This window comes from Prochlorococcus marinus, assembly GCF_001180245.1.
Taxonomy (GTDB): Bacteria; Cyanobacteriota; Cyanobacteriia; order PCC-6307; family Cyanobiaceae; genus Prochlorococcus_A; species Prochlorococcus_A marinus_F.
Window position 1 is genome coordinate 88,858 of sequence record NZ_CVSV01000131.1, and the last position, 22,914, is coordinate 111,771.

Genomic DNA, 22,914 nt, shown 5'->3' on the forward strand with positions numbered 1-22,914 from the left:
TGTTTTTTAAGTAAATTGTAAGTTTGATGGATTATATAAAAGTAAAAGGGCTTTCAAAATCTTATTCAGATATCAAGGCATTAAAAAATTTAGCGATAGAAATTGAAGCTGGCACATTATTCGGAATACTAGGCCCAAATGGTGCTGGCAAATCAACACTAATAAAAATACTTGCTACTTTAATAGAGCCTGATAGTGGAGAAGTTTTTATAAATAATATTAATGTGATAAAAAATTCAAGGAAAATTAGAGAATTAATTGGTTATGTTGCCCAAGACATTGCACTTGATAAAATATTAACTGGACGAGAGCTTTTGGATTTTCAATCAGATTTATATCACATCAACAAAAATAAAAAATTTGAAAGGATAAATAAATTAATAGATCAATTAGAAATGAATGATTGGATTGATCGTAAGTGCGGAACTTATTCAGGGGGAATGAAAAGAAGAATAGATCTAGCAGCTGGACTTTTACATTTGCCCCAAGTATTAATTTTGGATGAACCTACAGTTGGTTTAGATATTGAAAGTAGAAATATTATATGGCAACTTTTGAAAGATTTGAGAAATAATGGAATGACCATTATTTTAAGCAGTCACTATCTTGATGAAATAGATAAATTGGCAGACAGATTAGTGATAATTGATGATGGAAGAGTTATAGCAAAAGGGACTCCTGCAGAGCTCAAAAATAAATTAGGAGGAGATAGAGTAACTTTGAAAGTAAGAGAATTTAGTAATCAGGAAGAAGCGAATAATATATCTAAAATTTTATCTTCAATAGATGGAATTAGTCAGATTATCGTAAATGAAGCTCAAGGGTTCTCGATAAATTTCGTAGCAGATAAGCAAAAAGATTTACTTACGAAGCTAAAAGTTGAATTGGCTTTCTCAAAGTTTGAAATTTTTTCTCTTACCCAAAGTCAGCCAAGCTTGGATGATGTATATCTTCAGGCAACTGGGAAAACATTATTGGATGCTGAAATTTCTATGGCAGGGAAAAGAGACCTAAAAAAAGAATCAAAGCAATCCATGCGATAAAAAAACTTTTGGTTAACTAACTATAATGAATACTAATTACGGCTAATTATGGAATTACAACAGTATAATTTATTTTTTTTATATCAAGAAACATTTGCCTTAACAAAGAGATTATTTATTCAATTAAAAAGAAGACCATCAACTCTTTTCGCAGGAATATTACAACCAATAATTTGGCTTTTTTTATTTGGGGCATTATTCTCTAAAGCTCCTGAAGGTTTTTTACCAGGTGTTGATTCTTATGGTAATTTTTTAGGAGCAGGACTTATTGTTTTTACTGCTTTTAGCGGAGCCCTAAATTCTGGTCTCCCTTTAATGTTTGATAGAGAGTTTGGATTTCTTAATAGATTACTTGTGGCTCCTTTAACCAGTAGATTATCCATAGTTTTATCTTCTTTTTTTTACATAACAATCTTGAGCTTTGTTCAGAGTATTGTAATAATGATTGTTTCATACATTTTGGGTTATGGATGGCCCAACTTATATGGTTTAGGAATTGTATTTACAACACTAATTTTATTAGTTCTTTTTGTGACATCAATAAGTTTATGTTTAGCGTTTGTTTTGCCGGGACATATTGAATTAATCGCTCTTATATTCGTAATAAATTTACCTCTTCTATTTGCGAGTACTGCTTTAGCTCCAATCTCTTTTATGCCAAATTGGCTGGGCTGGTTAGCTTCATTAAATCCATTAACTTTTGCTATTGAACCTATTAGGACTGCCTATACACAAACCATGGATTTAGAATTAGTGGCTTTACATGCCCCATATGGTGATTTAACTTGTAAGAGTTGTATCTCAATTTTATTTTCTTTAACAGTTTTATCCTTGATTATTATAAGGCCTCTGTTAAATAGAAAGTTAAATTAGAAATTTTATGCTTTTAAAAAATCATTTAATAGAAGTTTTTAAAAAAGCCTCTTTAGAAAATAATTTTTTGCTTAAAGAAAATGTTGTTCTTAAGTGGGTCCATAGATTTGGGATTGATTCATTAAATGATTTATTAATCCATAGTTCACTACAAAAAGAAAATCAGTGTGAAGAAGAAAATCAAGAACAGATATCTTTAATTGATGAAGTACATGAAGAAAATCAAGAACAGATATCTTTAATTGATGAAGTACTTATGAAAATAATGAAGAAACAAAGATGGAATCAAATGGCCTGGAAACTCCTAGAAGCAATGAAATATCTAGCAAAAATCAAAATTCTAATAAAATAAATCAATTTACTGAAACCCCAAAATTACCCCTACCTTACATTAAAAATTTAAGAAAGTGGATTAACAACGATAAAAAAGCTAGTTAGCTTTTACATCATACCCGGCATTCCCATGCCACCCATTCCTGGCATTCCCATGCCACCCATTCCTGGCATTCCCATGCCACCCATTCCTGGCATTCCCATGCCACCCATTCCTGGCATTCCCATGCCACCCATTCCTCCCATTGGATCTCCACCTGGTCCTTCAGGGGCTGCAGCTTCAGGCTCTGGAATGTCTGCCATCGCAACTTCTGTTGTAAGGAGCATAGCTGCAATAGATACTGAATCTTGAAGAGCTAATCTTATTACTTTGGTTGGATCTAAGATTCCTGAATCTTTTAAATCCTCATATTTTCCTGAATTAGCATTAAAGCCTTTATTAAGTCTTTTAATTTCAGCGACAACTACATCTCCATTAAAACCAGCATTTTTTGCTATTTGTTTGGTTGGTTCCAAAAGGGCTTCTTTGACTATATTTATCCCTGTTCTTAAATCATCTGAAGATGTTTCACTTAAATTTAAAAGGTCATCTGATATTTCGATTAAAGTTTGTCCTCCTCCAGAAACAACACCCTCTTCAATAGCAGCTTTCGTAGCATTAAGGGAATCTTCGATTCTCAACTTTTTATACTTCATCTCTGTTTCTGTAGCAGCTCCTACTTTGATAAGAGCTACTCCTCCGGCTAGTTTGGCTATCCTTTCATTGATTTTATCCTGATCATACTCAGATTCAGTTATATTAACTTCCCTCTTTAATTTCTCTACTCGCGCTTTAACTAAATCCTTAGTGTCTTCGAAGGCAACAATTGTAGTTTTATCCTTTGTGATAGTTATTTTTTTTGCTTTGCCTAAATCATTAATCGATACTTTATCAAGTTTCATTGATTTATCTTCGCTAATTAACTTAGCCCCTGTAAGAATTGCAATATCCTCAAGGGCAGCTTTTCTTCTCTCCCCAAATAACGGAGCTCTAACGGAAGCTACATTTAAAACCCCACTATTCTTATTTAAAACCAGAGTGGTTAAAGCCTCTCCTTCAATATCTTCAGCAAGAATTAGAAAAGGTGAGCCTGCCTTTTGAATTTCTTCAAGTATTGGAACTAGATCAACTAAAGTTGAGATTTTTTGATCAGTTATTAATATTTTAGGGTTTTCAAGTTCACAAACTTGTCTTTCTTGGTCTGTTACGAAATATGGAGAACTATAACCTCTATCAAAAGACATTCCTTCAGTTATATCTAATTCTGTTTCTAATGATTGAGATTCTTCAACAGTTATTACACCATCTGAAGTAACAATATCCATTGCTTTTGAAATTATAGATCCAATTTCTTCATCACCTCCAGCACTAACTGTTGCAACTTTTTGGATATCAGAACCACTTAATGAAATACTTTTGGAACTTAATTTTTCTAAAACAAAAGCTAGGCCTGCCTCCATACCTTTTTTTAACTCCATAGGGTTGGCACCAGAAGCAATATTTTTTAATCCCTCCTGAACCATCTTCTGAGTCAAAATGGTTGCTGTTGTTGTCCCATCTCCAGCAGACTCTTTTGTCTTGGATGCAACTTGTTCTATTAATTTCGCACCTAAATTAGAAATAGGGTTTTCAATCTCGATCTCTTTAGCAACTGTAGATCCATCTCTTACTATATCCGGCGAACCAAATTTCCTTTCTATTACAACGTTTTTTGCTTTTGGCCCAATAGTAACCTTTACTGCATTAGCTACAAAATTCACACCTTTTTCTAGCTCTTCTCTTGATTCGTTAGAAAAACTTAACTGTTTAGCCATGTTTACTCGATCTTTAGTCTTATTCTAATCTCCCATAGAATCATTTTTAAGGGATATTTAATTAAGTGGGGAAAGCCGAATTTCTTTTCATGAGACGTACCAATTAACTCAAATAAGAGTATCTTTAAGTTATGGAAGAAACAAATAATCTTATTTTTACTCTTACCGCAATCCTCGCGATTGCTATGACATTAATTTACTTTCCTTTAAGATTTTTCTTGACATTAACTGCTAGAAGTCGAAGACTTAAACTTTTACAGAAAATTAGAAGGCTAAGAGATGAATTAGGCCAGCCTTATGAAAGTACATAATTAAATACTCATACCACCGTCTATACTTATTGTTTGCCCTGTAATGTAGCTTCCAGCATTACTTGAAACTAAGAATGACACTAAGTTTGCAATTTGAGTACAACTTCCTAATTTTCCTAAAGGGATAACTTTAAGTATCTCTTCAGTATTAAGTTTTTCAGTCATTTCTGTTTCTATAAAGCCTGGAGCTATTGCATTTACGTTTATACCTCTTGAAGCAAATTCTTTAGCACAAGTTTTGGTGAATCCAATAACTCCAGCTTTAGCTGCAGAATAATTTGCTTGACCGGGATTACCAATTATTCCAACAACAGATGAAATATTTACGATACTACCACTTCTTTTTTTCATCATAAATTTTGAAGCATATTTTGTACAAAGAAAAACCCCTTTTAAGTTTGTATTTAATACATCATCCCATTGTTCCGATTTCATTCTCATCAATAGTCCGTCTCTAGTAATACCAGCATTGTTAATAAGAATATCAATGGAGCCATTAATTTTTATGATTTCTTCAAAAGCTGAACTGACGGAATCCTCTCTTGATACATCAAATTTTAATTTATGAGCTTTACCTCCCGAAATTTTTATTGAATTTACAACTTCTTCAGCTTTTTCATCAGAAGAAGAGTAATTAATAAACACTTCTGCTCCTAAGCGGCTTAGTTCTAAAGCAATTTCTTTGCCAATTCCTCTGCTAGCTCCAGTGATTAAAGCAACTTTGCCTGATAATGAATCTGTATTGGACATTATGAAATTTTATAATTTTCAATCGTAGTACTATTTGTGTAAAGATATTGCTTTTATTTATAATTGTCTAGAAAATATTAAGTCCTTCTATTGTGCATTTTTTAATACCAGCTGCAGGGAGTGGTACCAGAATGAAAGCTGGAAAAAATAAATTACTTATTGATTTAGAGGGAGAGTCTTTGATTTATTGGACGCTTAAATCTGTATTTTCTGCAAGCTCAACAAACTGGGTTGGAATAATTGGGCAACCGAAAGATAAAAATTTATTATTAAACTCAGCAAAGGAGTTTGCTCAAAAAGTTCATTGGATTAATGGTGGTGACACCAGACAACAGTCAGTTTTAAATGGTTTAATAGCGTTACCAAAAGATGCTAAAAAAGTTTTAATACATGATGGTGCTAGATGTCTAATTAATCCTGAATTGATAGACCTTTGTGCCAATCAATTAGATGAAAATGAAGCCGTAATTTTGGCTACTAAAGTAACTGACACAATAAAGATTGTTGATAATGAAGGTTTTATTAAAGAAACACCAGATAGAAATTATTTATGGGCAGCGCAAACTCCTCAGGGCTTTTTAGTAGATAGATTAAAAAAAGCTCATAAGATGGCAATTGATAAAAACTGGAAAGTCACAGATGATGCCTCACTATTCGAAATGCTTAATTGGAAAGTGAAGATTATTGAAGGAACTTATTCAAATATAAAAATTACGTCCCCTATAGATTTGAAAATAGCAAAACTTTTTGTGAAGAATCCTAGTTAAAAAGGTGTATCGATACTAAGAATGCCGTTATCACCATTTAAGGTGGCTTCGTATCCTAAAGGAATGCAAGCATTCCCCGATATGTGGCCTATTGGTAGGTCAAAAAGAATAGGAAAATCAAACTCTTGGAGTCTTTCAATAATGCAGTTTTTTAGTAAATCTTTCCATTCAAGGTCGCAGGAATCATTAGAAAAACTTCCGAATCCAATACCAGCAATTTCAGTAATTGTTCTAGTCATTCTTAGGTAAGTCAACATGCGATCAATTTTATAAATATCTTCATTAATATCTTCAAAAATTATTATTTTCCCTTTACAATCTGGAAAGTGATTAGTACCAATTAAAAAAGTAGTAATAGTTAAATTAGAAACGATAATTTCTCCTTTAGCTTTCCCACCTCTTAACGGAATTCCTCTTATGTCCTCAACATAGCCTTCAAAAAGTAAATTTCTTAATCTCTCAAGACTCCACTCTGGCTCTTTGAAAAGGCTTGTAACCATGGGCCCATGAATAGAACCTATAAATCCTTGAGAATATTTAGATAGTAATAAAGAACATGTATCTGAGAATCCAAGCATTAAACCATGCTGCCAAGAAGGTTCTTTTTCTAATATTCTTGCTGAACCCCAGCCTCCTTTTGCAAAAATTATTAGCTTACTATTTTGTGCTTTTTCCAGTTCTTCAAATCTACTTAGATCATCACCTGCAAAATAACCAAACTTTTTTGACAGAGAATTATTTTCATTAATTTCCAAGCCCCAGTTTTTTAAGATTTCTATACCTTTTTGAAAATTTTCTACTTCATCAATAAAGGAGCCAGGAGCTAAAATATCTATTAAATCACCTTTTTTTAATCTAAAGACCATTTTTAGAATTTATGAGGCAATAATAATTCCCAATAAAAGAAATCCTCCATAAATTGATTGATTTTTGAAGTGATTCCCAATTTTTTTTATAGACTGCTTCTCTTCAGGGAATACCTTTAGTATATCTCGCTGCATTAAGATTGCAGTTGACAGCCAAATTGGCCAAAAAATAAAATTCATTTGATTAATAAATCCGCATAATGCAAGAAAAATAGAAGTTAATAAATAACAAATTTGAATAGTTATTCTTGTATTGTTCTGAAGGTTAACAGCGGAACTATTTATTCCAATTTTGATATCATATTTTTTATCTGCTAAAGCATAAATTGTGTCAAAGCCAAAAGTCCAAAAAATAGTGGCTAGCCAGCAAAACAATAAAACAATGCTATTTAAATTGCCTTCATTTGCGGCCCAGGGAATTAAGACAGCAAAACCCCAGCATATTGATAAGATTAATTGAGGATATTTAAACCATCTTTTGGCAGAAGGATAAATTAAAATAATAGGTAGAGCTAAAAAAGCAAGTGAAATGGAGAGAATTCTGCCAGGTTCAGGCAGTGACAAAGTTAGAAAGAAACTACATAAAATCAAAAAGAAAAGAATTGAATAAGCTGTTTTAAGGCCGATTTTATTTGCGGCTAGAGGTCTATTTTTTGTCCTGAAAACTCTTTGATCAATTTTTTTGTCCCAAATATCATTAACTACGCAGCCTAATCCACTTACTAGTAGCCCTCCCAGGATTATTCTTAGCAACATTAAAAATGTTGGATTAGCATCTGGGGTTAAATATAAACTCCATCCAGCAGGAATGAGTAAGATAATTCTTCCAGTAGGCTTATTCCACCTTAATAATTCAAAAAAAGGACTTAATTTGATTTGTAGATTTTTATTTTGCATATGACCTATTGTATATTTCATAACTTTAAATAATCTTACTAGGATTAAATGATTTCTATTATTTAATAATCAATCTTGGGTATATTTATTAATGGATTAAAAATATCTGTATCTTATTAAAAGAAATGATAGAGAAACAAGATTTAAGATATTTTCAAGAAAATCAAATTTTAGTAGCTTCTATAGATATTGGAACTAACTCTACACATCTCTTGATAGCAGAAATTAATCTAGAGTTAAAATCGTTTTCAATAAAATTCACTGATAAATCAACCACTCGTCTTGGAGAAAGAGATGAGGAGGGTAATCTTACTGAAGAATCAATCCAAAGAGCATTAGTTACTCTTAAGCGATTTAAGGAATATTGTAAAAGTAATGGAGTAAAACAAATAGTAACAGCAGCAACAAGTGCAGTTAGGGAGGCTCCAAACGGGCAAGATTTTATTAGAAGAGTTCTTGATGAAACTGATATTCAAATAGAAATGATAAGTGGTTCTGAGGAAGCCAGATTAATTTACCTTGGTGTTCTTTCTGGTATGGCTTTTGAAGATCAGTCTTTTGTAATCATAGATATTGGAGGAGGATCTACAGAGTTAATACTTGCAGATAAAAAAGATGCCATAGCTCTTACCAGTTCTAGAATTGGTGCAGTAAGACTTAAAAATGATTTTTTAAATAAAGATTCTATAAATTCAGAAAGATCAATTTTTCTAACAACTTTTATCAAAGGATCTTTAGAACCATCTGTTCGAAAAATAAAGAGTAGATCTAAGGGAGATAAGCCTTTATCTATGATTGCAACCAGTGGCACTGCAACCTCATTAGGAAATTTGATTTCAGATGATTTAGGAGAATCTAAACAAAAGTTGCATGGTTATAAATTTAAAAGGGAAAATTTGCAAAATTTGTTGGAAAAACTACTCAAATTACCGGTTTCTGAAATCAAGAAAATACCTACATTAAGTGAGAGAAGAGCAGAAATAATTATTCCAGGAGCATTGATATTAAGCACAGCAATGGAGATGTTGAACTTTAATGAATTAATAATAAGTGAGAGGGCTCTTCGAGAGGGTTTAGTTGTAGATTGGATGCTTCGTAAAGGGATAATTAAAAACGAGTTAAATATTCAAAGCAATATTAGAAAAACAACTATAGTTCATCAGGCTAGAAAGTTTGGAGTAGATAATACAAGAGTTGAGAAAGTTATTGATATTGCCTTTCAAATTTATGATCAGACTAAAAATATCTTTCATAGCGATAATGACCCTAAAGCTAAAGAACTTCTTTGGGCAGCTTCTAATCTTTATAATTGCGGGAAATTCGTGAATGTAGTTTCATATCACAAACACTCTTGGTACTTAATTAAAAATTGTGAGTTGTTGGGATATTCTGAAGCAGAAACAAATGTTATTGCTTCAATTGCCAGATACCATAGAAAGACTCTACCCAAGAAAAGACATGAGTCTTGGCAAAACTTAATATCTAAAGAAGATAAAACATTAGTTCTTGAAATGTCATTAATTTTGAGACTAGCAGCATCTCTTGATCAAAGACCTGATAAAGTAATTTCCTCAGTTCAAATAAAATTGCAGGAAAACATTCTTACATTTGAACTCCTACCTTTCGATAGAAACAATGATCTTCTACTTGAAAAATGGAACTTAGGATTATGCCGTAATGTAATAAAAGAACTAAAGAATTTAGATTTAAAAGTTATTTAGTTTTTTTAATAAGTTCTTGTTTTGGAGTTTGATTTTTAGAAGAGTCTGAAAATAAATTGAAAATTAAGGATGATGCGATTAGTCCCAGAAAGCCTGAAATTAAAATAAATGTTAGGAACCCTACTGGATTAAGATTCTTAGATTGCCTAGGCTTGTAATTTTTTTTGGAAACTTCTTCAACTATTTCTTCAATTTTCACTTCTTTCTTCTCTGTTTTGAATTCAGCCATTATAAAATCTGTATCAAGTTTGAGCTTCTGTGAAATCCTTCTAATCATTGCTTTGACGAATACCTTTTCAGGTAGCTTTTCTTCGTTACCCTCTTCTATGGCTTCAAGTTGATGAGCTCCAATTTTTAAATCAGAAGCCAATTCTTCAATAGATTGATTTCTACTTAACCTTGCCTCTTTAATGAAATTTCCAATTCTCTTTAAAGAGGAATTTTCTCCTTTATTGTTGTTTTCCGAAACAGATTTTATTTCTTTCAAAGCAAATAAATTTTTACTAATTATAGTGATTAATATTTTTCTATCAACTTTAAGATTATTTATTCCTAAAAAGATGCCTATAAGATGGATTATAAAGATTAGATCTTTTTTGAAAATTACTAATTGCTGGGCTAATTATATAAATGGTTGTTCTAATTAGTTTTTTCTCAATAGAAAATTTTTCCATATCTTTTAATTCTATTAATGATGTCCAACCATCATCCCAAGATACTCTAAATCCAACAATAACTTTAGTCTCTGGAGGGTAAAACTCTAGTAGAGTTTCTTGAGACCTTTTCACATGCCTAGCACTTAGATATAGACATATAGATGAATTGTGTTTCGCAAGATCTTTCAGAGATTCTTTTTCGGGCATCCCTGTTCGCCCTCCTGCTCTAGTTAAAATTATTGTTTGCGTTACGTCAGGGATGGTTAACTCAGCTTCATGATATGCTGCAGCAACTTGAAAAGCACTTACTCCAGGAACAACCTCAATTTCAATTTTTTCGTTTTTTAAAATTTCGATTTGCTCTCTAATTGCTCCAAAAAGACAAGGGTCTCCGTCATGCAACCTCACAACAGTTTTCCCTGCCTGAAATTTTTCTATCATAATTGAGGTGATTTGCTCTAAGTTAAGTGAACTCGTTTTTATTTTTTCAGAACCTTCTTTAGCAGAATCTAAAATCTTTTCCGGAATTAGAGAATCAGTCCAAATAATGACATCTGCAATTTTTATCTTTTTTAATGCTTTTAAAGTTAATAATTCTGGATCGCCTGGACCAACGCCAATAAAAGAAATTTTGTTATCCATTCTTTCTATTTTTTCCACTATATGTTCTTAATCTTAAAAAAAATATTCCAATTAATCCAGAAGAAAATAGAAAAATACTTATAAATTGAGCCATTCTTATGCCGCCATTACAGAAAGGTGGAAGTCCACCAACGCATAGTGGGTCAGTTCTTAAACCTTCAATCCAGAATCTTCCAAAGCTATAACTTATTAAATAAAGACAGCTAATAAAGCCAGGCCTGAAAAAATCTGTTTTAGTTTGTTTTTTAAAGGTAATAATAAGGACGATGAAAATTAAAAGATTCCACAATGACTCATAGAGAAATGTAGGATGAAAAAATTCATAATTAATAAATTCTAAAGGCCTATTTTGGATAGGTATAAATAATTTCCAAGGCAAATTTGTAGGAACCCCAAAGGCTTCATTATTGAAAAAATTTCCCCACCTTCCTATTGATTGTCCAAGAATAATCGAGGGTATTAATATATCTATAAAAGTTTTTAAATTAATTTTTTTCGACTTACAGAAATAGATAATAGATATTAATCCTCCAATTAGACCTCCATGGATTGCTATGCCTCCTTCCCAAACTGCAAGAAAAGAAGGTATTTGAATGATGTTATTGAATAGTTCAAAAGAAGTAAAAAAGTTTTCTCCGCTATATTGCCTCCACTCAAAAATTACGTAATAAGCTCTAGCTCCAATTATTGAAGAGATTATTAATGATGGAAGTATTTCACTAATGAAGTCTGGGTTAATATTTCTGGCCTTTGCTAGTTTTTTAGAGACAAATAAGCCTATTAAAACTGAAACCGAAATAAGAAATCCGTACCATCTAATAGTTATAAATCCTAAATTTAAAAAAGTTTCTCCTGGAGATTGTATAAAAGCTTGAAGTATAAGCATTAAGAGAAAGTTAGATACCCTCTGCTGCTTGCACTTTTTCTACTTGTTTTTTCTTTAATACTAAAAGTATTTGTGTTAAGCCTACACCAATGAAGAATGCAATCAATCCAATAACTCTGTAAGGGCTCTGGAGTACAACCTCAGCATCTAATTGTCCAAAGCCACCAACGTTGGGATCATTAGTAAGAGGGTCACCTACATTAATTTTGTCTTGCGCTTTAACGATAAGTTGAGGACCAATAGGGACTTCTTCAGTAGTTATTTCACCATTATCGTTTTCTATATTGACTTTATAGCTACCATCTTCATTTGTTTCTATTGAATTTATAGTTCCTGCGGTGGAAGAAGTGAATACTACATTATTGCTCTTGTCTCCAGTTGGATATACCTGACCTCTACCTCTATTGCCTCCAATATGTAAAGAGTATTTTCCATAGTGATATTCTTTATTAGTGGATGGGTCAGGGGAAAGTACAGGGAAAACGATTTCTTTATTGGTATCGCCAGGTAAAGGTCCGACAATAATGATATTATCTTTCTCTTCACTGTAATTAGTGAAATAAACCCCTTCTGTCTCCTCTTTTATTTCTTCGGTCCATCTTTCTTGTGGAGCAAGTTTAAAGCCATCAGGCAGCATTACAACAGCACCAACTTGTAATGGGACTTCCGAACCATCAGCCCCTATCTCTTTTAAATCGTTTTTGTAGGGTATTTTGACTACAGCTTTGAAAACACTGTCTGCTCCAACAGATTGGGGAACCTCTGCAATTGTAGGCATCTGAGCGAGATGACAATTTGCACAGACTATCTTACCTGTGGCTTCTCTTGGGGATTCGTAGTTTTGCTGCGCCCAAAATGGATAGGCAAAACTGATCTTTGGATAAAATACAATGCTTGAAATGAAAAGCAGAGTACAGATAAATAAACTTGTTTTTTTCATGATTTGATTTTTAAGACCTTTCATTTTTTTATGCCCACCATGGATTTTCATTAGTTCTAAAGTCAGTTTCTGACCATTGTTTGACGAGTACAGCATCATCTTCAATATCGACATGAGCTAGAGCTAAAGATAAAGGCGCAGGCCCTCTTACTACCTTCCCGTTAGTATCGTACTGACTGCCATGACAAGGACATATGAATTTATTAGCACCACTATCCCACGGGACAACACAACCTAAATGAGTACAAATTGCATTTAAACCAAATTCTCCTATTTCCCCACCCTCATTAACTATTAAATAAGTAGGATCTCCCTTTAGACCCTGAACTAAACTTCTGTCTCCTGCTTGATGGGTAGCTAACCAACCTGTCTTAGTTATTGGATTACCTAATTCATCTTTCGCAGAAGTTCCACCTCCACCACCTCCTGCTCTTAGAGGCATGAAATAATTCGCTACAGGGTAAAGGGCTCCTAAAGCTACACCAGTTGCAGTTCCAAATGTAAGAAGATTCATAAATTGCCTTCGACCCATAGAAGGCACATCATTGGAACTTAATTGAGTCATTCGCTACTTGGTTCTGTTATTTATTAGTTATTATGGAGCAAATAGTTCAATTTCTGTTGCAAATAGATAGGACTTTTAATAATTTAAAGTAAAAGTTTAGGAAGTCTTAATTAATTGATTTAAATGAACCCATTGCTAGTAGATGAAGTTATACATTATTTGATTCATCGCTGGGGAAAAAAATATGATTTTAGACTCTTTAGAAGAGGGAAATTCGTGTATTTTCAAATGATGTGGGGATTTCTTGGACAGGAATCATTCCCTTTAAGTGAAGTTGAATATAAAAAATCGATAGCTGATAAAATCGAGATTTTAAATAGATGTGGATATTCAGAAGAAGTAAGGGAATGGCTAAAGAAAGTCAATGCTAAGCCAAGGTTAGGTAGAGCTGTCAGCTTGCAATTAGATCTTAATGAGAAGATGAAAGAGTTTTTGACTTAAGATTTTCTGATAAGTAAGTTAATCCAGTACCCACAAAAAATAAAAACACAATCGATATAGATAGCAATGACATAGTCAATGGGTCAGTTGAAGGGGTAATCACTGCAGATAATATTGCAGAGGAAATTACAACTATCTTCCAATTTGAAATCATTTTTTCTGTTGTGATTATTCCAAGAGAACCAAGAATAAATTGCAATACTGGCAATTGAAAAGCTATTGCAGTGCTAGACATTAATAAGAGAACAAAATCAAAATATCTTTCTATAGACCAAGTTGGTTCAACAATATCAGCACCGAAACTAATGAAGAAATTTATTGCTGCAGGGACTAATATCCACCATGAAAAAATTAATCCTAAAAAAAATAGAAGACCTGAACCAAAAACTGCAGGCAAGATAAGGCTTTTTTCTTGTTTTGTTAAACCAGGAGAAATGAATAATATTATTTGATAAAAAATATAAGGCATAGAAACTATCAATCCGCTGTAACCTGCAACTTTAATAGCGACAAATAAAAACTCTCCTGGAGCAAGTTGTAGTAAATGAATATCTCCAGCTGGAATTTCTAAAAAAGATATTAATGGCTTTATGATGAGAAAACTAAAGAATATTGAAATAAGTATTGAGTAAATTGAGTTTAATATCCTTTGACGAAGCTCCTCTAAATGATCACTAAAAGACATCGAATCTGATAATTTTTTTTCACTTTGACCTGTACCTTTCATTATTATCTGATAAAAATTGTGTAAGAAAAAGGTTTAAAACTACTAATGTCAAAGTCTAATTTATTTTTTGATAAACTTAATTATTTGCTTAATTTAGGATTTGTTGGATCTGGTAATAAGAAAGGAGGGGCATCATTTAAAGATGATTCACCATAAGTTTCATATTCTCGATATCCACCCATTTTCCCATTTGTTTTCATTAAAGCGCTTACGAAGGCAAGTAGTAAGAAAACAGTAGGGGCTCCAATTATTAATGCAGCACCAAATAGATATCCAACAATAAATTCTGGAAAACTATGATTTCCTAAAAATTCATGAGTGCCTAAAAGAAAATCAAACATTTAGATTTAAAAATTTTTTTTATTATAAACTAAATTACTGTTTTAAGATTTTTTTTAATGTAATCTTCTCCTCTTGTAGGATTTCCCCAAATAATTTCTCCATTTTTAAAGGAAACGCAACCCGGTCCTCCGTTTTTGATTTTTTGCAAATCTTTAATCTTTACTAAATTAATTGGAACTTTAATGTTTCTTTTTGCCTTGCTAAATAAAGCAGCTAAATCTGCAGCTATTTGAAGATCTTGTTCAGATGCTACTTGAGATGAAGACTTCAAAACTACATGACTGCCTGGTGATTCCTGTGCATGAAACCATAAATCGCCTTTTTTTGAGAACTTAAAGCTTATTAAATCATTTTGCCTCATATTTCGCCCTACCTGAAGCTTTAATCCTGTGGGAGTTTCAACTTGAATTGGTGAAGACTCTATTTCATATGTACTTTTCTGATCTTCTCTTTGTTTTTTGATATTGATATTAAATTCGCTACAAATTTCTTCCATAATTTCTTCTAGTAGTTTGATTCTCATAGAAAGTTTTTCATGATTTAAAGAAGTTAAATTTTCTATAAGCGTAGTGAATTCTTCTAATCTCTCTATGTTTGTTTTGTAAATACTTAATCTTTCTTTTATTAAATCTCTAGATCTCTTTAGTTTTTTTGATTTTTTATATAATTTTTGTCCCTTTATAATGTCTTGTTTTTTAATTTCATGTGAGGCAAATATATTATCAGCTTTTTCTTTATATATCTCGTAGTTTTCTGAATTTTTCAGAAGATCATGTTGAATATTTAAATTCTTTTTCTCAGTATTGGTCTGTTTAAAAATTATCCCTTCAATTTTCTTTTCCAATAATTCAAGTTTTTTTTGTTTCAGATGGTAACCATAATAATTTTCTAAGCTTGTGCATAAATCTATTTTATTTTCGCAATTAATTTCCTTATCAAAAAACCAAACGCAATAAAAATCTTTGTTGAATGTAGAAAAATTAAAGTTATTGTTTTTAAACCTGTTTATCCAAATCTTCCAATTTTTAAATATCTCCTTTAAGTCTGAGTTGCTAATGAAATCAATATTTTTTTCCATTATTTCTGAATCAACAGTTGCGCTAACAACCTCTAATTGTTTTGTGAGGATAGGGCTTACTCCTTGATAGGTATTTATTAAACAGTATTTCAAAGACTCAGGTACTATTGAAATTGAGTCTTTCCATGATTGAAAAGACTCATCTTCTCTAGGTTGTTTTTTGAGATTGACTGGAGGGCCAGAATAAATTGATCCTGTTGAAATTGTTCTAAAACTAGATTGACTTGATTTAATTTGTTTACCAACGGCAATTATTTTATGTTTATTATCCAGATAAAAAATATTACTATGTTTTCCCATTAATTCAAAAATTAAATACTTATTAATTTCATCTCCAGGTTTTTTCGCAAAACTAAATTTTATAACTCTCTCGAAATCATCTTGATCAATCGAAATTAAAGCCATATACTTTAATCCGTATCTTATTTGTTTAGAAAGTGTGCTTTCTCTCCCAATCTTTTCTGGCTTATTTATCTTTAGTATTCTTGGAGAGTCTCCATTCCATGAAACTTCTAACCATGTTTGAGAATTAACTCCTCTGAAACATAATTGAATTGTATTAGGCTCTGGTTGTTGGGCAGTCTCAAACTTTGTAGGTAAGATGTTCTTTACCAAATAATGCAAGACAGATCTAATAGAAGTAATATCCATTATCTGTGGAACACCTTTTTGCATTATTCCTACTTAATTCACAAGATGTCTATTTTACTGTAAAAAATTTAATATGAAAAATCAAAAAAAACTTATTATCCTTACTGGACCCAGCGGGGTAGGTAAAGGAACAGTTGTTAAAGAAATTTTATGTAAAGAAAAAAATTTTTGGCTTTCAATATCTGCTACTACTAGAGAACCTAGAGAGGGAGAGAAGGACGGAGAAAATTATTATTTCTTAAACAAAGAAAAGTTTAAAGAAATGATTGAACAAAATCTTTTCCTTGAATGGGCTCAATTTGCTGGAAACTACTATGGAACGCCTTTATCTTCTGTTAATGAGAAAATAAAAAAGGGATTTATCGTACTACTTGAAATTGAAGTAGAGGGTGCAAGGCAAATAAAAAATAAGTTTCCTAATTCACAGTCAATATTTTTACTTCCTCCGGATAAAGAAGAGTTAGAGAGAAGAATAAGAAATAGAGGTACAGAAAAAGAAGAGGCAATTAAAAAAAGACTATCAAGGGCTAATTATGAGATTTCAGTGTCAAATGAATTTGATTTTGCATTAACAAATCATAATGTTGATGAAACAGCAAAAAAAATAATCAAGTTAATAAAAACTTGATTATTTTCTATTTATCAACTCATTGGATGGAATAATAAATCTGGGAAAAACCTATTAAATTCAATAATTATTCCAGCTGTAAGGCTTAGCCAAATTGCTGCTACCACTGGAGCAGATCTGACAAATTTTGTGTTTAGAATTTTGAACATTTTTTTTATGAAAGTTTTTTAAGAATGTTTAGCGAGGACCATTAAGTGTAATATTGTTATCTTTCTCTCTTAAATCTCCATTTCTACCTTGTTTATTAGCAAGAAGAGGCCATTGGGCTCCTTTTACAAGACATTTTCTTGCTAAGTCTAGGTCAATAATGATCTCAAGATCTGCTGGATTCTTAGTCTTTTTTGATTCAATGAGATACTCTCTTCCTGACCAACCTATAATTCCAGCAATGTAAATGAACAATACGCCGGGAATAAGTAAATCTCCTTCATGACCTCTATTTAGAAGAGCCCCCCATGGCTCTAGAGGAGGTCCAATTATTAAATGAGGAAGACCATCATCTCCACATGATGCTTTTCCATATCTTTCAAATCTTGCTATGTCTTTTTGAGTAGTTGCAGAATTTGCTCTCTCAATGAATTTAGGATTTTCAGAGCATTTTGTGAGGGCTGAAGCGGTATATTCTGTGCTAGCTCTATCTGCGTTTAAGGCAGGCCCATTTGCAGCTAGAGCAATTGGAGTAATTCCGAGGAACAGAAAAACTGAGGTTATGATTGAAAAAAAGAATTTCATAAGTTGCAATCTTTAATTCCTTATAGTGTGTTAAGTAAGAAATTAATATTAAAATAGAACAAGTTGAATCAAAAATGCATAAAGTTTTAGCTATTGAAACAAGTTGTGATGAGACATCTGTCTCAATAGTTTCAAATATTGGCGATACTTTCAGAATACATTCAAATATAATTGCCTCTCAAATTGAAGATCATTCAAAATGGGGTGGAGTTGTGCCTGAACTTGCAGCTAGAAAGCATTTAGAATTATTACCTTTTGTTTTAGATAAGGCTCTAGAAGAAGCAAAAATTAAAATTGAGGAAGTTGATTATATTGCGTCAACTGTAGCTCCTGGATTAGTTGGTTGTTTACGAGTTGGCTCTATAACCGCAAGAACACTTTGCATGTTACATTCAAAACCATTTTTGGGAATTCATCATTTGGAGGGGCATTTATCTTCAATTCTATTTTCAGAAAACTATCCAAAGAAATCTTTTCTTACATTACTTGTTAGCGGCGGGCATACTGAATTGATAAAGGTAGATGATAGTAGGGGGATGCAAAGACTTGGGAAAAGTTTTGATGATGCTGCTGGAGAAGCCTTTGATAAAGTTGGCAGACTATTAGGTCTTAGTTATCCAGGAGGGCCGGCAATTGAAAAGATTGCTAAAAATGGGGACCCAATGAAATTTAATTTACCAAAATGTAAGATCTCTGATAAAAAAGGTGGATTTCTAAAATATGATTTCTCTTTTAGTGGTTTAAAAACTGCCGTATTAAGATTAGTTGAGAGAATAAATTTGGCTGGGAAGACCGTTCCAATTCCAGATATTGCTGCAAGTTTTGAGAGAGTAGTGGCAGAGGTCTTGGTAGAGAGAACAATAAAATGCGCGGAAGATCATTGCTTAGATAATGTAGTTGTGGTTGGAGGAGTGGCTGCTAACAACACATTAAGAAAAATGATGATTAGTGAAGCTAGTAAAAAATCTATTAAAGTACATTTAGCGCCTCTTGATCTTTGTACAGATAATGCGGCAATGATTGGAGCGGCGGCTTTGTTCAGAATCAAATTTAAGCATCATTTAAGTTCCCTTAAATTAGGTGTTGTAGGAAGACTATCAATTGAACAAGCAAATACCCTTTACGAAGAAAAACCGCCTTTCTAATTTCAATGAACAAACAACCTAAAATCGAGATTAAAGAGACAAAAAACTTCGTTGATAAAAAGGAATTGAATTTGTGGAAAAGAGGTTTTACCCCTCAAGCTGAAATATGGAATGGAAGGATGGCAACTGTTGGTATAGGAATTATTTTCATAATTATTGCTTTAATAAGCCAGTTTTCTTAAAAGAAATAAAATTAATTTTCTTAAAAGTATTTTTGAAAGAATTTTTAAAAACTCTTGTTCAGCCGGTGAATTAAATTAAAAAGTATTGTTTTTATTGGACTAGAGATAAGATTATTGATTTAATCAAAATAATGAATGTTTTTATTATTTATAATTTTATATGACGCCTGAAAGGCTTGGCTTACTTTGGGGGATAACTGTATTTGCAGGCGCTTGCGCTCGATTATTCTCTTCTTTTACAGGATTCCCAAGTGTTGTTATTTTATTGCTTTCTGGATTATTAATTGGAAGATCAGGATTGGGACTTGTTGAGCCTTTAGATCTCGGGCAAGGGCTTGAAACTATTGTTGGGCTTTTGGTCTGTTTGGTTCTTTTTGAAGGGGGATTAAATTTAAAACTGCCTGAGGGGAATATAAGAAATACTGTTTTAAAAATTTCATTGGTAAGACTTTTTATTTCATTATCAGCTGGAATTTTCATTGCTCATTGGCTGGCTGGCCTCTCATGGCAAGTTGCAGGAATATATAGTGCCATAGTTTTAGCTACTGGACCAACAGTTGTCTCTCCATTAGTGGAACAAATAAAATTAGCTTCCCCACTCTCGGAGGTTTTAAAAGCTGAGGGATTGCTGCTTGAACCAATTGGTGCAGTACTAGCATTACTGCTTTTAGAATTAACTTTAGGGGACCTTCATGGGATTAACGATGTATTTGTAGCATTAATGCAAAGATTAGGGGGAGGAGTTTTAATCGGATTAAGTGCAGGATGGTTACTATCAGAAATTTTAAAAAAAATTAAAAATGAAGCCTCATTTGGTACAGAGCTTCAAGTTACCCTTGGATTTATTTTCCTTGTGTATGGTATTTGCGAATTTTTTTTACCAGAATCAGGCTTGCCGGCTTCAGTCGCGGCAGGTTTTATTGTAGGCAAAAGAGAAGTTATAGATAAGGAGAGATTGGATAATCTAATAGGTGAATTAGCCCAATTAGCAATAACAGTACTTTTCCCTCTTTTGGCCGCTGACGTTTCTTGGGGTGAATTAAGTCCGCTAGGCTGGGGAGGGGTTGTTTGCGTTTTTATGTTGATGGTAATTGTTCGCCCTATTTCTATCTGGATAGCAACAATGGGGAGAGACTTGAACTTAAAAGAAAAAATATTTTTAGCCTGGGTAGCCCCAAGAGGTATTGTTACTGCAGCTGTAGCTTCTCTTTTTTCTATCAGATTAGAGCAGGCTGGTATCCTTGGGGCGGGCCGTCTACAAGGTTTAGTCTTTCTTACTATTTTGATGACAGTAGGGATACAGGGACTTTCAGCTAAACCTTTGGTAAATAGACTTAAATTAGGCCAAAAAAATAATTCTGATTGATTAAAGACACCTCTTAATTCGAGTTCTATCAGTTTTACTCTCTGCGAAAAGCTCCCAACTTTGAATTAAATCTGGCCCACTGAGAGATCCAAAAAAGGCTACTCTTAATGACTTCATTAAAATCCCTTTTTTAATATTATGCTTTTTTGAGATTTCGTTTATTATTTCTTTGGCTTTCTCTTTATTTAGTTTTATAATGTTTTGCTCAATTAAATAATTTAAGATTATTTTTAAAGATAATTTGCTTTCCTGGTTTTCCAAAAAATCTTGACCTTCTTTTTGAATTGTAGGTATTAAGAAAAATGGTTTTGATTGATCAATTGAATCTTTTAAAAGAGTCATAGAGTCTCTAATCAAAATTGCTAATTTAATAGCCCATTCTTGAGATGGCGGCTCCCAACCATTTTCATCCCAGTATTTTCTCATGATCTCAATTAACTTTATTGATTCCATATTTTTTATATATTGAGAATTAATCCAGTTGAGTTTTTCCCAACTAAATTTGGCTCCAGCTTTATTTATTTCTGATAAGTCAAAAATTTCAGATATCTCTTCAAGTGAAAGTATTTCTCTGTCAGCAGATTTTGGAGACCAACCTAAAAATGCCATATAATTCGATAGGGCCTCAGGTAAATATCCCATTTCTCTAAATTCATCGATTGAAGTAACGCAATCTCTCTTGGATAATTTTTTCCCTTCGCTATTAAGTATTAAGGGTGTATGCGAAAAAGTTGGCAAATTAAAATTTAATGCTTTATAAAGCAATATTTGTTTTGCAGTGTTCGAGATATGGTCTTCACCCCTTACAACGTGAGTAATATGCATGAAATTATCATCAACTACAACTGCAAGATTATACAAAGGATCACCAATCTCATATCCCTTAGCCCTTCTTGATAAAACTAAATCACCGCCCAAATCCTTTCCTTGCCATTTGATTTCACCTCTTATCTGATCTACCCATTTAATAATAATTTTTTCATCAATCTTAAATCTTATTACTGAAGTCCGTCCTTGGGATATGAATGTTTCTATTTCTTCTTTTGAAAGACTTCTATGTCTATTATCATGCTTTGGAGGTAATCCTTTCTTTTTTTGTTCTTCTCTTAATTCAGATATTTCATCTTCTGATGTAAAGCACCTATATGCAGCTCCACATTCCAATAGTTTTTTGATATAACTTTTGTGAATCGAAATTCGGTCACTTTGCTTAATAGGTTCTTCATCCCATTTAAGTCCAAGCCATTTCAAGCCCTCTAATATATTTTTTGTATATTCAGATTTAGATCGAAGAAAATCTGTATCTTCTATTCTGATAAGAAATTTTCCACCTATTTTTTGTGCATACAACCAATTGAATAGTGCTGTTCGCGCTGTCCCAATATGAAATAAACCCGTTGGACTCGGGGCTAGTCTTAAACGTTTTTCCAAATTTCTTTTAGAAAAAACGGGACCGACGGGATTCGAACCCGCAACTTCCGCCGTGACAGGGCGGTGCTCTAACCAGTTGAACTACGGTCCCAGAGTTTTGTTCTAAGTTTATTTAGAACTTCATTCTTAAAATTATCAGATCATAATACTTAATTTATGGGGTTGTAATAAAAAAAATTTATTAATTTGAGGATTTACAGAAATAATTAGTTTTTTAACTGCCTTAGTGTATACAACTATTTATTTTTGAGGTCTAAAACCAGCAGGTTCTATCAACCTAACTTGGTTGCCTCTAGCAGTAAATTCTCTGCCTTGGTCACTTTGTACGACAACTCTCCCACCAGACTTAACTCTGATAACTCTTGCACGAACCCATCCTAAAGCTGCTGATTCGAGGACTTTAACTACGTCCCCAGGTTGAAGATCTAACTCCATCTTATGAAAAATGATTTACATAATGTTGATCAAACGCGTCGTGGAGGACTTGAACCCCCGACATCAGGTTTTGGAGACCTGCGTTCTACCAACTGAACTAACGACGCATTTAAATAATTATAAGCGTCTTTGTGACCAATAAGTTGATTAATTTACAACTTTATCGATCAAAGCGTTGTTTTACGCGAGTAGCTTTTCCTACTCTATCTCTAAGATAGAATAACTTAGCTCTTCTTACTTTACCTCTACGTTCAACTTTTAGAGAGGCAACCTGTGGACTATGTAGCATAAATACTCTTTCAACACCTATACCCTGAAAAATTCTTCTAACTGTAATAGTCTGGTTAATTCCTCCATGTCTTTTTGCTATGACAACGCCTTCATAAGGTTGGACTCTTTCTTTATTACCTTCTGTAATTTTCACTCCAACTTTAACAGTGTCACCTACATAAATTTCTGGTAATTCTTTTTTTAATTGTTCGTTTTCAAATTCCTTAATAAGATTGGATGCGCTTAAGGTTTGTGTAGTCTCAGAAACCGTATTTTTATCTATTTGTTCAACTGCTACATCAACTGATGCGTCGGCTTTAATACCGGTTTCTAAATCCTTCTCTTGTTTCTCTTTGGCCATTTTGGTCATTATTATCCTACA

The 22,914-nt window shown here is 32.7% G+C and carries 28 protein-coding genes and 2 tRNA genes; 11 read left to right on the top strand and 19 right to left on the bottom strand.

The genetic code is table 11. The features are described 5' to 3' along the window. The first annotated feature begins 26 nt into the window (after positions 1-26). The 3 genes from AMO19_RS05725 to AMO19_RS05735 are packed head-to-tail and all read left to right on the top strand — an operon-like array spanning position 27 to position 2,268. A complete protein-coding gene (locus tag AMO19_RS05725) occupies positions 27-1,043 on the top strand; it encodes an ABC transporter ATP-binding protein (RefSeq protein ID WP_075507674.1) in 1,017 nt (338 codons plus the stop codon). Between the two features lie 48 nt (positions 1,044-1,091). Continuing rightward, positions 1,092-1,916 carry an ABC transporter permease gene (locus tag AMO19_RS05730; RefSeq protein ID WP_075507675.1) on the top strand — a complete coding sequence of 275 codons (825 nt, stop codon included), beginning with the start codon at positions 1,092-1,094 and terminating at the stop codon, positions 1,914-1,916. Positions 1,917-1,923: 7 nt separating this feature from the next. Continuing rightward, positions 1,924-2,268: a hypothetical protein gene (locus AMO19_RS05735; RefSeq protein WP_257008969.1), complete on the top strand. Its 345-nt coding sequence runs from the start codon at positions 1,924-1,926 to the stop codon at positions 2,266-2,268. An 89-nt stretch (positions 2,269-2,357) separates the two neighbouring features. Here the strand turns inward: AMO19_RS05735 and groL are convergent, their stop codons facing one another. Continuing rightward, entirely contained in the window at positions 2,358-4,103 is a 1,746-nt protein-coding gene (gene groL, locus AMO19_RS05740; RefSeq protein ID WP_075507676.1) for a chaperonin GroEL, read from the bottom strand. A gap of 131 nt (positions 4,104-4,234) precedes the next feature. On the opposite strand from groL, the gene AMO19_RS05745 reads away from it, so the two are divergent. Further along, positions 4,235-4,414 (top strand): hypothetical protein, encoded by a 180-nt coding sequence (locus AMO19_RS05745; RefSeq protein ID WP_011862475.1) that lies wholly within the window; start codon positions 4,235-4,237, stop codon positions 4,412-4,414. Here the strand turns inward: AMO19_RS05745 and fabG are convergent, their stop codons facing one another. Next, positions 4,415-5,164: a 3-oxoacyl-[acyl-carrier-protein] reductase gene (gene fabG, locus AMO19_RS05750; RefSeq protein ID WP_075507677.1), complete on the bottom strand. Its 750-nt coding sequence runs from the start codon at positions 5,162-5,164 to the stop codon at positions 4,415-4,417. A 92-nt stretch (positions 5,165-5,256) separates the two neighbouring features. Between fabG and ispD the strand changes: the two genes are divergently transcribed. Next, entirely contained in the window at positions 5,257-5,931 is a 675-nt protein-coding gene (gene ispD / locus AMO19_RS05755; RefSeq protein WP_075507678.1) for a 2-C-methyl-D-erythritol 4-phosphate cytidylyltransferase, read from the top strand. Here the strand turns inward: ispD and AMO19_RS05760 are convergent. Together AMO19_RS05760 and AMO19_RS05765 are read right to left on the bottom strand one after the other, a co-directional pair. Beyond that, complete coding sequence (locus AMO19_RS05760) at positions 5,928-6,797, bottom strand: LD-carboxypeptidase (protein ID WP_075507679.1); 870 nt, start codon at positions 6,795-6,797, stop codon at positions 5,928-5,930. The two genes, ispD and AMO19_RS05760, sit on opposite strands and share 4 nt — an antisense overlap. 9 nt (positions 6,798-6,806) lie before the next feature. Continuing rightward, positions 6,807-7,715: a 4-hydroxybenzoate polyprenyltransferase gene (locus AMO19_RS05765; protein ID WP_075507680.1), complete on the bottom strand. Its 909-nt coding sequence runs from the start codon at positions 7,713-7,715 to the stop codon at positions 6,807-6,809. A gap of 104 nt (positions 7,716-7,819) precedes the next feature. On the opposite strand from AMO19_RS05765, the gene AMO19_RS05770 reads away from it, so the two are divergent. After that, a complete protein-coding gene (locus AMO19_RS05770) occupies positions 7,820-9,415 on the top strand; it encodes a Ppx/GppA phosphatase family protein (protein ID WP_075507681.1) in 1,596 nt (531 codons plus the stop codon). Here the strand turns inward: AMO19_RS05770 and AMO19_RS05775 are convergent. Genes AMO19_RS05775 through petC form a run of 5 tightly spaced genes read right to left on the bottom strand, consistent with a single transcriptional unit; the run spans position 9,408 to position 13,104 of the window. Continuing rightward, entirely contained in the window at positions 9,408-9,902 is a 495-nt protein-coding gene (locus AMO19_RS05775; protein ID WP_075507682.1) for a helix-turn-helix domain-containing protein, read from the bottom strand. The two genes, AMO19_RS05770 and AMO19_RS05775, sit on opposite strands and share 8 nt — an antisense overlap. A 55-nt stretch (positions 9,903-9,957) precedes the next feature. Further along, positions 9,958-10,713, bottom strand: coding sequence for a precorrin-4 C(11)-methyltransferase (gene cobM, locus AMO19_RS05780; RefSeq protein WP_075508037.1), 756 nt, complete (start codon positions 10,711-10,713; stop codon positions 9,958-9,960). Beyond that, positions 10,706-11,599: a prolipoprotein diacylglyceryl transferase gene (gene lgt / locus AMO19_RS05785; protein ID WP_075507683.1), complete on the bottom strand. Its 894-nt coding sequence runs from the start codon at positions 11,597-11,599 to the stop codon at positions 10,706-10,708. Before lgt ends, cobM begins: the two co-directional genes overlap by 8 nt. Positions 11,600-11,609: 10 nt before the next feature. Then, positions 11,610-12,542, bottom strand: a complete 933-nt coding sequence (petA, locus tag AMO19_RS05790; RefSeq protein ID WP_373554002.1) for a cytochrome f — start codon at positions 12,540-12,542, stop codon at positions 11,610-11,612. Between the two features lie 25 nt (positions 12,543-12,567). Continuing rightward, on the bottom strand, positions 12,568-13,104 hold the full coding sequence (petC, locus tag AMO19_RS05795; RefSeq protein WP_011817974.1) for a cytochrome b6-f complex iron-sulfur subunit: 537 nt from the start codon (positions 13,102-13,104) through the stop codon (positions 12,568-12,570). A gap of 123 nt (positions 13,105-13,227) precedes the next feature. Between petC and AMO19_RS05800 the strand changes: the two genes are divergently transcribed. Further along, positions 13,228-13,545, top strand: coding sequence for a DUF3067 family protein (locus AMO19_RS05800; RefSeq protein WP_075507684.1), 318 nt, complete (start codon positions 13,228-13,230; stop codon positions 13,543-13,545). Here AMO19_RS05800 and tatC read toward each other — a convergent pair. The 3 genes from tatC to AMO19_RS05815 form a co-directional block, all read right to left on the bottom strand. Next, positions 13,514-14,272 (bottom strand): twin-arginine translocase subunit TatC, encoded by a 759-nt coding sequence (tatC, locus tag AMO19_RS05805; RefSeq protein WP_075507685.1) that lies wholly within the window; start codon positions 14,270-14,272, stop codon positions 13,514-13,516. The genes AMO19_RS05800 and tatC overlap by 32 nt on opposite strands. A gap of 80 nt (positions 14,273-14,352) precedes the next feature. After that, positions 14,353-14,613, bottom strand: coding sequence for a hypothetical protein (locus AMO19_RS05810; RefSeq protein WP_011376025.1), 261 nt, complete (start codon positions 14,611-14,613; stop codon positions 14,353-14,355). Positions 14,614-14,642: 29 nt separating this feature from the next. After that, positions 14,643-16,343 (bottom strand): Rqc2 family fibronectin-binding protein, encoded by a 1,701-nt coding sequence (locus tag AMO19_RS05815; RefSeq protein WP_075508039.1) that lies wholly within the window; start codon positions 16,341-16,343, stop codon positions 14,643-14,645. A gap of 73 nt (positions 16,344-16,416) precedes the next feature. On the opposite strand from AMO19_RS05815, the gene gmk reads away from it, so the two are divergent. Further along, positions 16,417-16,971 carry a guanylate kinase gene (gmk, locus tag AMO19_RS05820; RefSeq protein WP_075507686.1) on the top strand — a complete coding sequence of 185 codons (555 nt, stop codon included), beginning with the start codon at positions 16,417-16,419 and terminating at the stop codon, positions 16,969-16,971. Positions 16,972-16,985: 14 nt separating this feature from the next. On the opposite strand, the gene psaJ is transcribed toward gmk, so the two are convergent. Further along, positions 16,986-17,120 (bottom strand): photosystem I reaction center subunit IX, encoded by a 135-nt coding sequence (gene psaJ / locus AMO19_RS05825; RefSeq protein ID WP_011862490.1) that lies wholly within the window; start codon positions 17,118-17,120, stop codon positions 16,986-16,988. 28 nt (positions 17,121-17,148) lie between these two features. Beyond that, positions 17,149-17,703: a photosystem I PsaF protein (subunit III) gene (locus AMO19_RS05830; protein ID WP_011817979.1), complete on the bottom strand. Its 555-nt coding sequence runs from the start codon at positions 17,701-17,703 to the stop codon at positions 17,149-17,151. 74 nt (positions 17,704-17,777) lie between these two features. Between AMO19_RS05830 and tsaD the strand changes: the two genes are divergently transcribed. The 3 genes from tsaD to AMO19_RS05845 all read left to right on the top strand — a co-directional run bounded on the left by tsaD (position 17,778) and on the right by AMO19_RS05845 (position 20,396). Continuing rightward, a complete protein-coding gene (tsaD, locus tag AMO19_RS05835) occupies positions 17,778-18,848 on the top strand; it encodes a tRNA (adenosine(37)-N6)-threonylcarbamoyltransferase complex transferase subunit TsaD (protein WP_075507687.1) in 1,071 nt (356 codons plus the stop codon). 5 nt (positions 18,849-18,853) lie between these two features. Further along, on the top strand, positions 18,854-19,030 hold the full coding sequence (locus AMO19_RS05840; protein WP_025933243.1) for a high light inducible protein: 177 nt from the start codon (positions 18,854-18,856) through the stop codon (positions 19,028-19,030). A 160-nt stretch (positions 19,031-19,190) separates the two neighbouring features. Beyond that, entirely contained in the window at positions 19,191-20,396 is a 1,206-nt protein-coding gene (locus AMO19_RS05845; protein WP_075507688.1) for a cation:proton antiporter, read from the top strand. On the opposite strand, the gene gltX is transcribed toward AMO19_RS05845, so the two are convergent. From gltX to rplS, 5 genes are all read right to left on the bottom strand, one after another. Beyond that, positions 20,397-21,827 carry a glutamate--tRNA ligase gene (gene gltX, locus AMO19_RS05850; protein ID WP_075507689.1) on the bottom strand — a complete coding sequence of 477 codons (1,431 nt, stop codon included), beginning with the start codon at positions 21,825-21,827 and terminating at the stop codon, positions 20,397-20,399. Positions 21,828-21,844: 17 nt separating this feature from the next. Further along, positions 21,845-21,918, bottom strand: a tRNA-Asp gene (locus AMO19_RS05855). Between the two features lie 149 nt (positions 21,919-22,067). Further along, positions 22,068-22,262 carry a hypothetical protein gene (locus AMO19_RS05860; RefSeq protein ID WP_002807701.1) on the bottom strand — a complete coding sequence of 65 codons (195 nt, stop codon included), beginning with the start codon at positions 22,260-22,262 and terminating at the stop codon, positions 22,068-22,070. 34 nt (positions 22,263-22,296) lie between these two features. Beyond that, positions 22,297-22,369 (bottom strand) — tRNA-Trp (locus AMO19_RS05865). 53 nt (positions 22,370-22,422) lie between these two features. Further along, entirely contained in the window at positions 22,423-22,902 is a 480-nt protein-coding gene (rplS, locus tag AMO19_RS05870; protein ID WP_257008970.1) for a 50S ribosomal protein L19, read from the bottom strand. Between the last annotated feature and the right edge of the window lie 12 nt (positions 22,903-22,914).